The 11,834-nt window shown below is 64.6% G+C and carries 11 protein-coding genes; 5 read left to right on the forward strand and 6 right to left on the reverse strand.

What is annotated here, in order from left to right; translation table 11 throughout:
* Positions 1–147: 147 nt before the first annotated feature.
* The 3 genes from tnpC to CMC5_RS12155 are packed head-to-tail and all read right to left on the reverse strand — an operon-like array spanning position 148 to position 2,499.
* Positions 148–1,827, reverse strand: a complete 1,680-nt coding sequence (tnpC, locus tag CMC5_RS12145; RefSeq protein ID WP_050430560.1) for an IS66 family transposase — start codon at positions 1,825–1,827, stop codon at positions 148–150.
* Positions 1,828–1,873: 46 nt separating this feature from the next.
* Positions 1,874–2,197 carry an IS66 family insertion sequence element accessory protein TnpB gene (tnpB, locus tag CMC5_RS12150; protein WP_050430561.1) on the reverse strand — a complete coding sequence of 108 codons (324 nt, stop codon included), beginning with the start codon at positions 2,195–2,197 and terminating at the stop codon, positions 1,874–1,876.
* A complete protein-coding gene (locus CMC5_RS12155) occupies positions 2,194–2,499 on the reverse strand; it encodes a hypothetical protein (RefSeq protein ID WP_050430562.1) in 306 nt (101 codons plus the stop codon). The genes tnpB and CMC5_RS12155 overlap by 4 nt, the downstream gene beginning before the upstream one ends.
* Before the next feature lie 128 nt (positions 2,500–2,627).
* Between CMC5_RS12155 and CMC5_RS12160 the strand changes: the two genes are divergently transcribed.
* The 5 genes from CMC5_RS12160 (at position 2,628) to CMC5_RS44375 (ending at position 5,398) form a co-directional block, all read left to right on the forward strand.
* Complete coding sequence (locus CMC5_RS12160) at positions 2,628–3,026, forward strand: hypothetical protein (protein ID WP_050430563.1); 399 nt, start codon at positions 2,628–2,630, stop codon at positions 3,024–3,026.
* 181 nt (positions 3,027–3,207) lie between these two features.
* On the forward strand, positions 3,208–3,582 hold the full coding sequence (locus tag CMC5_RS44365; RefSeq protein WP_156338509.1) for a hypothetical protein: 375 nt from the start codon (positions 3,208–3,210) through the stop codon (positions 3,580–3,582).
* Between the two features lie 235 nt (positions 3,583–3,817).
* Complete coding sequence (locus CMC5_RS44370) at positions 3,818–4,228, forward strand: hypothetical protein (RefSeq protein WP_156338510.1); 411 nt, start codon at positions 3,818–3,820, stop codon at positions 4,226–4,228.
* A 105-nt stretch (positions 4,229–4,333) separates the two neighbouring features.
* Positions 4,334–4,663 (forward strand): hypothetical protein, encoded by a 330-nt coding sequence (locus CMC5_RS12170; RefSeq protein WP_156338511.1) that lies wholly within the window; start codon positions 4,334–4,336, stop codon positions 4,661–4,663.
* 342 nt (positions 4,664–5,005) lie between these two features.
* A complete protein-coding gene (locus CMC5_RS44375) occupies positions 5,006–5,398 on the forward strand; it encodes a hypothetical protein (protein WP_156338512.1) in 393 nt (130 codons plus the stop codon).
* Positions 5,399–5,553: 155 nt separating this feature from the next.
* Here the strand turns inward: CMC5_RS44375 and CMC5_RS12180 are convergent, their stop codons facing one another.
* The 3 genes from CMC5_RS12180 to CMC5_RS42395 form a co-directional block, all read right to left on the reverse strand.
* Positions 5,554–6,138 carry a Uma2 family endonuclease gene (locus CMC5_RS12180; RefSeq protein WP_050430568.1) on the reverse strand — a complete coding sequence of 195 codons (585 nt, stop codon included), beginning with the start codon at positions 6,136–6,138 and terminating at the stop codon, positions 5,554–5,556.
* A gap of 302 nt (positions 6,139–6,440) precedes the next feature.
* Complete coding sequence (locus tag CMC5_RS12185) at positions 6,441–10,307, reverse strand: serine/threonine-protein kinase (protein WP_050430569.1); 3,867 nt, start codon at positions 10,305–10,307, stop codon at positions 6,441–6,443.
* Positions 10,308–10,692: 385 nt separating this feature from the next.
* On the reverse strand, positions 10,693–11,574 hold the full coding sequence (locus tag CMC5_RS42395) for a TetR/AcrR family transcriptional regulator (protein ID WP_082362411.1): 882 nt from the start codon (positions 11,572–11,574) through the stop codon (positions 10,693–10,695).
* Positions 11,575–11,834: the final 260 nt, after the last annotated feature.

Consider the following 11,834-nt stretch of genomic DNA (forward strand, 5'->3'; position numbering starts at 1 on the left):
CTGCTCGACGTCGGATGAAGGCTCCCGAGGTTGGCTTGCGGGCGTTCCACGCTCCCGTCTGCCTTGCGCCAGCATGCGCCCAGGAGAGCTTGCACCTCGCTCTTCCCACGCCTCAACCCTCTTCTGGGCATGCCCTGGGCCGGACGCTTACGCTGCGAGCTGGTCGGCGTCGAGCCGTGCCCTGGTGGCGGCCCAGTTGTTCGGCGCCAGCTCGATGTAGCGCTCCTTGGGCCAGTAGGGCAGCACGCGGAGGATGTCGTTGAGGAATGCGAGCGGGTCGAGACGGTGCAGGCGACACGAGGCGACGAGCGTGAAGATCGCCGCCGCGCTCTCGGCGTGGGTATCGCTGCCGTAGAAGAGCCAGTTCTTGCGGCCGACGACGATGGTCCTCAGGGCACGCTCGCTGCGGGTGTTGTCGAGGGGCAAGCGGCCATCGGTCAGGACGCGACGCAGCTCGTGCTCCTGGTTGTGCGCGTAGCCGAGCGCCTTCGCGGCGAGGGAACGGCCTGCTTCGCTTGCGCGGGCGACGCTCACCCACGCGAAGAAGTCATCGAGCAGCGGGGCCAGGTGGATCGCCCTGCGGCGCTTACGCTCGCTTGGAGGCAGCTTCGACCAGGATGCGTCGAGAGCATAGAGCACCCGGATGCGCCGCAGCCCCTCCACGGCGCGCTGGTGCTTGGTGACCGCGGCGTCGAAGAAGTAGCGGCGGCAATGGGCCCAGCAGCCGACGAGCTTGAGCGTGCCTTCGGTGGTCTCCTCGAATCGCCCGGGTGGGCCTCGGTCGAGGATGTCGTAGACGCTGCTCGCATCGCTCTGGAGCAGTCCGGAGAAGCCGCGGAAGAGGCTCTGGACCGACGCCGACGAATGCGACTCCGTGTAGTGGTAGAGGACGTGGTCGCAATCGGCGACGATGGTGAAGAAGTGCCCCTTCTTGCAGGCTTGCCTGCGGCCGTCGGAGCCGGGCTCGGGCTGGATGGCGGCGCCGGTCGCGTCCGTGGACAGCACGTGGCAGTTGGCCCGCGCGTCCTCGAACATCGCGTGCACGACCGTGGCCCCGAGCGTCCCGCCGAGGTCCTCGAGGTAGCGGCACATCGTCCCGCGATCGAGCGATGCCTCCTCGGTCTGGAGGAGCTGCTCGAGGCGGTAGCACGGCACGCCCAGCATGAACTTCTCGATGGCGAGCCACGCGAACACCGAGGTGTGGCAGAGCGCGCGCGGGAACAGCCGCGGCGGCAGCTCCGCGCTGAGTACGGTCTCGGTCCCCGCGAGCGCGATCTCGTAGCGCGCGATGCGCTTCTCCAGCACGCGGAAGCTGCCCGGGATACGGAGCAACTCGAAGACCGACTCGTAGCCGATCAGCCGCCCCTTCTTCGCGAGCTCGGGGTCGTCGATGTCCACGGTGATGCGCGGCAGCTGCGAGGCCGCCAGGTTACGGCGCCCCTTCGGCTTGGGGCGCGCCTTCTTCTCTTCCTTGTCGCGGCCCCTCTTCGCGCCGTGGTCGCCGTCGCCCGTCGCGCCCCCAGGCGTCAGCTCCTGCTCGAGCTTCTTCTGCAGCGCGGTATTCTCGCGGAACAGCCCCTCGAGCAGCAGCTGAAACTCCGACGTGTTGGTGCGCTCCGACTTCGTGCCGAACAGACGACGCTTGAGCTGCTCATTCTCCGCGATCTGATTGGCAAGCGTCGTCTTGAGCGCCTGCTCCGTCCCCTCGAGGGACCGGATCAGCTCGCGCAGCGAGGCGATCGCGTCATCGCGCTGAAGGAGCTGCTCCCGCAGCTCCCGCAGCTCCTCCGTACCCATGCTCTCATGCGCCGCGCTCTTCTCGCTCATCCTCGCATCTTGGACGCGCGATACGCACGCGACGGCTCACAGTTTTTCAATGAATCGGCATGCCCGACAGGCCCGCGAACAGCGCCTCGAACGCCGCCTCGCTGACCACCACGCTCTGCTCACCTGGCCGCGTCGGCGTCGGCAGCTCGAACAGCCCTCGCTCGAGCCGCTTGTAGCAGAGCACGACACCCGTGCCGTCCCACGTGAGCACCTTCACGCTCTGACGACGCTTGCCGAAGAACACGAACAGCGCCCGCGAGCGGGGCTCGCGCTTCATCCGCTCGCGTACCAGCGCCCCCAGGCGCTCGAACCCGAACCGCATGTCCACCGGCTCGAGCGCGACGAAGATCTCCACGCCGTGCGGGATCATGTCGACCCTCCCGCTGACAGCGCCGCCACCACCGCGCGAAGCAGCTCGGCGTCGAACGTCGTCGTGACCCGGATCCGCGCTGCGCCCACCTCCACGACGATCTCACGGTCTCGGGCTGGCGCCGCAACCACCAGCCGAACCAGCCCCGGCGCTCCGCTCCACGTCCCTTCGGCCGCCGCCCAATTCCGCAGCGACGTCTCGGTGTACCCGCGCCTCGCGGCGTAGCGCGCCATGCTTTCACCGCTCGCACGCCAGCCCTGCACCTCGGCACGTCGCTCTTCCTCTGTCCATCGTTTGGCCATGCCCACACGCTCGGCCTCACCAGCCTGGGTCTCAACGTGGGGTCCGTGCAGCGGTTACAGAACTCCAGACCGGGTGGGACGACGCTCGACGTCCATCCGACCGACAAAGACATCCTCACGGTGCAACCATGATGACGCAGCTAGAAGCCATTGTGGACCGAGTGGTGGTCGAGGGCTACGGGGATTGGGTTGACCTTTGTGGGATAACGATTCAAGTGAGTCAGGGCCTGGGCCTCCCCGATAAAGCCCCAGACGCCCTCGAAGAAGAAGTGCTCAAGAACACTCTCGAAGTGCTCGACTACGTTCTTTCGAACGGATTGATGGTGGTTGGTGAGTTTGGTCGCACTATGGCCGATTTCGTTCCCTGGGGCTTCACCGTTCCGGAGGCGCTGACGCGTATCGAGAAGGAATGGCGCGAACAGGGCCGAGACCCTCAACTGTGGGAGATCTGCTGGTTCGAGAATACTGCAGCAGGTAATGAGAGAGCCCTCCGAAGCGGTTTCATCAAAGTAATACGTCGGAGGTGACGGTGGCCTGAGGAACAGTTGCGTGCGAAGTGGCGCAGCCCCTTCGCCTCAAGGGGTCGTGACAGCCGAGTCGTCCTCTGCTGGCGTCAGGCGCGCGCGAGACGAGAGCGCTCGAACGAGACAAGAAGGCAAGGTCTTACGCCAGGAAGCCCGCTCCTCGAGCGCATGGAAAGTAGACTCAATGTCCATCAACGATGTCGATATAACGATTGACTATATTCTCACCACTGGCGAGAGAGATGTTCTCCATGTCGACCCGAAAGAGTACTTCGATCCACCGGAAGAGTATGAGGGGACAGACGCGGACATCGATGTCGACTCTCCTTCGAGACTTCTGGAGCTGCACGAATACTTTCCCGCTGACACGCCTCTGAAACAAGCACGCCTGCGGGTGCGGAACAACGTCACGAACGAGCTCCTGGAGAAGAGCCAATCTTACTGGAGCGAACACGGAGTTGCATATCGACAACGATACGCAGCGTGCGCAACGGAGAAGCCACCAGGTGGAAGAAAGTCATTTGCATCCGGTTTCCAGACGGACGAGAGCGCATTCTGACATTCCTCCCAGGGGAACCAGGTCCCGTGCTGGTTGATTATTTCATCATGCAAGACGATTCCATCCAATGCATTGTAGAGCCAGAACGAGATGGGCTTTTCGTACCTTCTCCAACAGAAGGATTTTTCGTGCCCTCTCCCCAGGCATGCGGGAGGTCGCGGTAGGGACGGCCCTTCGTCGCCAGCAATGGCCGACCTGGAGCGCTCCTGCATGGATGCCAGCGAGAGGAGCAGTCATGATGGACGAGAAAGAAACGCTACGGGCTAGCACAGCACAGCACTTTGAATGGAGCATACGTGCGCTGGCGCAGTCCACGGATGTTCAGCTCTCGCTGTTTCCCGACTTCGTATGCAAAGCTGACGAACTTGCGCTGGATTATGAGGAGAGATGGGGCAATTTCAGAGAAGAGCTGGGTGAGTCACTGACGAGCGAGCAACTGGATTCCATTTCAGCTCTGGATAAGCATCTTCGTGCGATGAGTGGCCTTCAAAATGAGAAATTCTGGACCGATGAGTCCATGGTCAATGACCCCGAATGGCGGCTCGTGCGAGAGCTGGCGCTCCGTGTCGTTGCAGTCATGGGTTGGTCCTCGGAGCCTCCGCCGCCCGGTCGCTCTATCTATATCGGTCCGAACGGCCGGGCATAGATTGGAAGGGGCGGGGGGGCCGAACATGCCCCCTGTCAACAACTCGCCTCGGGCAACGGGAACGCGAGTGACGCCTGGGCGTTTCAGTGGAGGAACAAGGGGCTCATGATTGAAAGACTGTGCGCTCACCTGGTTGTACCCGATGGAGAGGACGTGCTGACGCTGCTGTTCGAAGTGCTGTCTGTCGACTTTGAGGATTGCGGTGGCACCTGGAAGGGGGAGATGTTCGGTGGCACCACGTATTCAGTCATCCCAGATCCGAAAATCGATGGTCATTACGAGCTGATTGTCTTGACGGACCGCTCTCATCCAAACTTCGCCGCTCAGCAGAAAGTGTTCGGAGACATCAAGCGCTTCCCCGATTGGTTCACGCGTGTTCTCGCGAGAGAAGGCGTGGTCTGTACATGGGGCACCTCAGAAGATGCCGTGGGCTGATCCCTGGTGCTCGCGCTGACTCCCTTCTTCAGCAACACCCAGACCGAGAGCGCGGCGGCGATCTCCACCGTCGACGCCTCGTGTCGCCTGCACCGTCGTGGCAGCACAAAGAATACCCCTTACGTGCAGGGAGGAGGAGTCTCGTCTCTCGTCAGCGTGGGTCAGGGAGCCTCCAGCCGTCATCCTTGGCCTGCTTCATTCGCCTTGGGTGGTCGTGACAGCCGAGTCGTCCTCTGCTGGCGCCGGGCGCGCGCACGACGAGAGTGCTCGAACGAGACGAGAGGAGTTGGCCACGATGGACATCGGATCGCTCGATGGATAAGAACCTCTCAAGGTGCATCCATGAAAATGGAACTGGAAGCGACTGTGGACCAACTGGTCGTAGATGGTGCCAGTCGTGCAGTCGGTGGGTATGATGATTGGGTTGACCTTTTCGTGATGACGGTGAGAGTCAGAGACGGACTGGGTGTCTCTGATGAGGACTTGCGCCGAAGTACGATGGCTGTGATCGAGTATGTTCTTTCGAATGGTCTGATGGTCGTCGGCGATTTTGTAGACGATATGACCAATTTCGTGCCTTGGGGCATCTCGATCTCGGATGCCTTGGCGCGGATCGATGGTGAATGGAACGCGCTCGGTCGAGACCCTCGCCTGTGGGAGATCTGCTGGTTCGAGAACACTGCGGCAGGTAATGAAAGAGCGCAACGAAGTGGGCTCATCACCACGGAGAAGTGAGGCGTGGAGTGTCCGCCCGGTCTCCGCCATCGTGACTGACCGCAGCTTGGGGGTAAGCGTGCCATCGGCCGAACGGTACCGAGGGGACAGCCACTTGAAAGAAGTGGTTCCGGGAGGTGGCGCTGCCACGATGCGCTGGGTGACAAAGCCGCGGGTCAGCCCTCTTCGGGCGCGATGGACTCCCAGATGGCGGTGAGGTCCAGCTCGATGGCGTCGAAGGGGCTCGCGCGCACCACCTCTCCTTCGAGGAAGGTCTGCTCCTGCGCGTACCGCTTCCGTTCGAGCAGGTGGAAGACCTCCAGCGATCGGGCGAGGGGGTCGAGGAGCCATAGCCACGTCACCCCAGCGCGGGCGTAGACCGGCATCTTCCGGAGGCGGTCGTGGGTGGCGGTCGAGGGGGAGAGGACCTCGCAAAGCCAGTCTGGTGGCAAGGTGACGAAGGGCGCGCGCGGCATCTGCGGCATGCGCTCTCGGCGCCACCCAGCCAGGTCGGGTACGACCACGTCGTCCCCGAGGTGCAGCTCCGGTTCGAGAACGAACCACCAGCCGCCTGGCCCTCCTCGCCCTCGCTGAAAGGGGCTGCCGAGGTCCATCGAGAGCGCCGTGGCGGCGGCCCCATGCGGCATGGCGGGGCGCGGGAAGGTGTGCAGCACGCCGTGGATGAGCTCCGCCACGAGGTGCGAAGGGACCGCCTCAAGATCGGCGTAGGTGGCGGGTCGCTGCGCTGCTGGCTGGCCCATGGCTCGCGTCGCAGCATAGTCCAAAGGTCACGCGCATGCATAGGACGGCAATTTTTATGAATGAGCGCAGCAGTCGTGCAGCTCTGGCACAGTGCCTCGTGCGTGCGCATGAGGAAAGCACTCGAATGCGACTCGATACCCGACGGGGACGAACTGGACATGGGCTTCGTCGACCAGCGCAGGGGCGAGCCGATGTTCGCTGAGTCCTACGGCGCTTCCACGCGGATGTCAGCCCTGTGGGGACCGTCGGGCGTTCCCCCGGCCGGCGCGGTTTTGGACGCCGCGACGAAACGATGGAGCCATCATCTGGCGATTTTCAGGGAACCTCGACGTTCGTATACCCTGTCGAGAAAGTTTGCCCGGTCAGCGGGGTTGCCCATCTTCGCAGCAATGCCGAGGAGGTGCCTCTGGGCCTCGGCAACCGCGGTCTCCGCAGCTCCATGCTCGCCATTCAAATCCAAGCATTCGGAGTACACAAGGAGCACCGCCAAGCTGCGAAGGAAGCTGCATCCGCCAATGGCTGCAAGCTTCGCGCGCGCCTCGCTGGCAGCGGCCAGGGCTTCCCTCGGTCTGCTCTGCGCGAGGCGCACCTCTGCCAGCGTCGCCAGGGCACCCGGGAAGTCGAGCTGTGAGCAGTCGCCGAGGCGCTCGAGTGCTGTCATGATCTCGCGCTCGGCGCTATCGAGGTCACCCGAGCGGTAGCAGATCTCGGCCAGCACCCACCGGCCTCGACCCTCGTCGAGGGGCATGCCTCGTTCGCTTCCCGAGCGAATGAGGCGCGTGGCACAGGCGCGAGCCTCGTCAAAGGCTTCACGGTCCGCGAGCACCCAGGCCAAGCTGAATGGTCGCACCGATGAGTTGAATCCCATCTCGTCGTCCGGTACGTCGGCAGCGCTCAAGAGCTGTTCGGCGTCAGTCGAGAAGCCAAGCAAGCCGCGACTCATGCCCAGGAGCATGTGGGCCACGCCAAGCATCGATCTGTGACCCGTCGCGAGGGCTCGATCCCTCAAGGCCTCTGCGGGAGCGATGGCGCCCCACGGATCGTTCTTCACATAGGCGCTCCGGAAGGCGGCCGTGGCATGCCAGAACATGGACGCGAGCGGGTCTCGCTCACTGCTGCCAGCGATCGCGGCGAGCCGCTCGGTGAGGTCATCCGCCTCCCGGATCCTGCCGAGAAGGTCGAGCTGACAAGCCCCGAAGCCGAGCGCAACCGCAAGCAGGCCTTCCGCGTCCCTGGAGGGAGAGGTCTCACGGAGGAGCTCGAGCGTTGCGGACATCTCGGCGATTCTGCCCGCCTGTATGGCAATGGTGGATCTGGCGAACATTCCCTGGACCCAGGGCATGCTGCCGCGAGGGGCCAGGCGGACGACTTCCTCCACCTTGGGGAGGATGTCGTCCGCAGGCGTAAACTGAAGTGCACCGATCTCGCAGAGCATTCCTAGAAGGGGGGCGCGGCTTTCGGACGCAGCAGCGCAAGCGAGTCCACGCTGCGCGTGCGAGATTGCGGCCTCCACGTCGCCGCCCCACACGGCTTCCTCTGCGGCGCGAGCATAGAAGGATGCGGCGCGTGGACCCTCTCCCCCCAGCTCATGATGCGCAGCAAGCACCAGCGCATTTCGCTCTCCATGCTTCTCGAGCCATTCACCGGCGAGCCGGTGGCCGAGGACGCGATCTTCCTCGGTCAGGAGGGCGTAGGCTGCCTCTCGCAGCAGGGCATGGCGAAAGATGTATTCTCCTTGCTCCGCGAGACGGCTCCCTCCACGAGGGACCAGAATCTCTTGCTCGACGAGTGCTCGTACCCGTTCCAGGGTCAGTGTCGTGTCGTCCGCTCGACCGAGGAGCATCGCGACGGCTTCAGCCCAGAATACCTCACCAAACACACTGGCGGCGCGCAGTACCTGCCGTGTCACTGGATCGAGTGTCGTGAGTCGTGTCTGCACCATGGCCAGCACGGTCTCGGGTAGGAGTTCACTCCGGTCCTCGGCGACCGCGCGGATCAGCTCTTCAAGGTAGAAGGCGTTCCCCTCCGCACGTTCGATGATCTCCGAGACCCTCGTCACGCTGACGGTGGCGCCGAGCGCGTGCCGTACGAGTCGCTCGGCAGCGCGTCGGGGGAGTGGACCAAGTCGGATCTCCTGCGTGCATTGCTCCGCCCAGAGCCGAGGGAAGCGCTCATGCACCTCGGGTCGAGCAAACGCAATCACAAAGAATGGCGCATCCGTGAGCTGGCGAAGCGCCTGGTGGATCAAACGCACCGAGGGCACGTCACCCCAGTGCAGGTCTTCCAGCACCAGGCAGAGTGGATGGCCTTCCGCTTCGGCCGCCAGGAGTGTGGTGAAGGCTCGAGCAATCTGGTCGCCCATGAGTGGCCCACTCTGGCGAGCCGCCCGCAGCAGGGGTCGGTGGTCGTCCGGGAAGGGGGCACCTGCGATCTCGCACAGGAACTCGACGACGTGCTGCTGTTCCGGTCCGGCCAGGCGCTGAGAGAGGCGCTCCAGCAGCGATGCCTGTCGCGCCGGAAGAGATGCGTTCGTCGCGATCCTCGCTGCGTTCCGAAGGGTCGACCCGAGCAGCGCGAAGGGGGCCCCGTCACCCACGAGATCGCCGCGACCCGTCCAGATCTCTGCGTCCGGTCGGCGTTCACGTATGCGCTGGACCGTCTCGCCGCGCAGTCGAGATTTCCCAATGCCAGGTGGTCCGGTCACAAGCACCGCTCGAGCAAGCTTCTCCTCGAAGCATTCCTCGAAGAGATCCGCGATCGCTCTCACCTCTCGGTCGCGGCCGACGCATGGGCTGGGGCGACCGAGCAGTGTGCGCACTCGCTCGCCCAGCTCTCGTTCTCCGTAGAGTTCCCTGCCGGCCACGCCCCTCATCATCTCGAAACGTGTGTCGAGGAGCGCCTGGGTTGTCTCGTCCACATAGGCCACGCCCAGCTGCGGCGGGGGTGCGAGCAGCATCGCAGCGGCTCGGTCGAGTAGTTCGCCCACAGGGAGCCGGCCGGTGAGTACGGCACGGCCGGTGACCACGGCGATCCGAACTCGCGCACTCCCTGAGTCCGAGGAGAACAGCGGTCCGAGCAGGAATGCGCAGCGGGCTGCGAGCATTGCCTGCTCGGTCGCGCTTCCGGCATTCTCGAGCGTCACGATGACGGCGCCATTGGCTAGCCGATCCATGCGAGCCCCGAGGGGGTGGAGCGCTGCCTGGATTGCTGTCCCGGATTCCGCGTCATGAGATGCGGGGACCGTGTCATCCGAGCTCGACACCGCCCCCTCTCCGGGGGCAGCGATGACGATTGAAAGGACCCGCTGTTCTCCGCCGGCGAGCGCCGCGTTGCCTGGCGGTGGAGTGACTTCGCTGGAAAACTGACGGAGTAGCGTTGCTGTCTCGGTGGCATTTGCAGGTCGCGCAGCAGGCTCCTTCGCGAGCATGCGGGCGATGATGGCGTCGAGTGCCGTCGGTACACCCTGTCGGCTCTCGCTCACGCGCGGGGCATCCTCCAGCAGCAATCGAGCGAGTACTGCGACGGCATGTGCGCCCGCGAACGCTGGCCGTCCTGTCAGGCATTCGAAGAGCACGGCGCCAAGGGAAAAGACGTCGGCGCGCGGCTCGGCGGTTTCACCCCTTGCCTGCTCCGGAGCCATGTATCCAGGGGTGCCTATCACTGCACCGGACTGTGTGAAGATGCGCGTCGAGCCGCTGAGACGTGCGATCCCGAAGTCGAGCAGTTTGATGTGGTGGGTATCGCCGCCGACGAGGAAAATGTTGGACGGCTTGATGTCCCGATGAACGACACCGCGCACGTGCGCAGCTGCAAGTGCCTGGGCCGCGGCGAGCGCGATAGCAACACTTTCGTCCACGCTGAGCGCTGCGCGCTGGATCCGCGTCGCGAGATCCTCGCCATCGAGCCACTCCATGGCGAGCCAGCGTTGCCCCGCAGCATCCGCGCCGTGCGCGATGTACCGAACGACACCGGGATGATCGAGCGTGGCGAGAACCTGAGCCTCATGGGCAAAGCGATCCTCGCCGCGGGGATCACGACTCGTGAGGAGCTTGAGCGCGACCACTGTTCCCTGGTCGGAATCGACGGCCCGGTAGACCGTCCCCATGCCTCCTGTTCCAGCTAAGCGTTCGATCACGAAGCGATCTGCAACAACATCGCCGGTCTTCACGAGGACAGTATACGCGGACGCCGTTGAAGCGGGAGGCAGACAGAATGAGCGCCGCGACGACGAAGCGATTGCAACATGAGATTGTCGACCACGCTCCCCATCGTGACACCCGCGTTGGGCATCGAGGATGCCGATGGGGTTCAGCGCGAAGCGGAGTGATTCCTCGTCGAGTCCGGGCGACGGCATTCGCCATCGGTGAGGTGTGCTGTCATCTGGCGAGACAACGCGAGCGTGGAACGGCTGACGACAGGTGGAGCCGTGCGTGATGAAGGCTGACCGCGTTCCCTGACGCAGTGGCGCCAGGAGTCTGGCACGCTGGACTGACTCACACGTTTTCTGTGCGCACTGACAGTCAGGTCAGTCCGTGCCCGAGGCGTTTTTCCCGTCAGTGCAAGCGGCGCTTGGTCGCGGAGGACGGCGCGGGCAGCGCGGCGGCCACCTGGGTCGTGGCGCTGGCGGGAGGCTTCGTCGCGGTGCCGGACGCGGGCCGCGCGGCGCTGGCGGCTGCGCGCTTCGTGGGGCGGGAGGCCGGGCTTTTCGCCTTGGCAGCGGTCTTCTTCGCGGCGGCTTTCTTCGCGGCGGAGGCGGCCTCTTTCGCGGTGGGCTCTGCGGCGAGGGCCAGCTCGGCGAGGCCGGCTGGCTGCGCAGGCGTCGGCTCGGCGTGGGTGGGCCTGTCGGTCGCGCCGGCGGTGGTGCGGAGGTAGCCGCGGCGGAGGACGTCGAAGAGGGCGGTGACGATCTCTTCGCGGGGGCGGGGGTGCTTGCCGAGGGCGTTCTCGAAGAGGATTTCCTTGAGGGCGCCGATGGTGAACGTGGCGTAGAGGGCGGGATCGCCGGTGGCGACCATGCCGAGGCGCTGGCCTTCGGTCAGGCTGCCGGCGAGGAGCTGCTTCACGCTCTGGTGGAACGAGCGGACCTGGTCGACGAAGGCAGGGTCGAGGCCAGCGGAATACGACAGCAGGATGCTGGTGAGGGCCGGGTCGTCGAGGAGGACGGCGACGATGGCACGGATGTTGTGTTTGATCTGGGATTCGACGTCGGCCTGAGGGTCGACGTGGAGGATGGCGCCGCCGAGGCGTGTGAACAGGCCGTCGACGAGCTCGGCGAAGATGGCGCGCTTGTCCCGAAAGTAGAGGTAATACGTGCCCTTGGCGACCTTCGCGAGGGCGACGATGTCGTCGATCTTGGCCTCGTGGTAGCCCTTCTCCGAGAACACGGCCCTGGCCGCGCGGAGCAGCTCCTGCCGGCGATCGAGCTTGGTGGCCATCGATTTGCTTCTAGTTCGTCCGCGCGGAAAAAGGGTGGGCGTTCTGCGTGTTTGGGCGGCGGGGGAGGGGAATTCCCGGTGATTTTCGTCGGGGTTCGTCCGACCCGGTCAGCACTGAAACGGCGCTGCGCGAGCTGGTGGGGAATTGCTTTCAGTCAAGGGACCGTGTAGCCGTTGACGACTGACTGGCCAGTCAGTCGGGGGCGCCAGGGACGAGAAGCCAGGGCGCCCCGAGCCCGCGGCCGCGCGTCCGCGCCGGT

Source organism: Chondromyces crocatus (assembly GCF_001189295.1).
GTDB classification, from domain to species: Bacteria; Myxococcota_A; Polyangia; order Polyangiales; family Polyangiaceae; genus Chondromyces; species Chondromyces crocatus.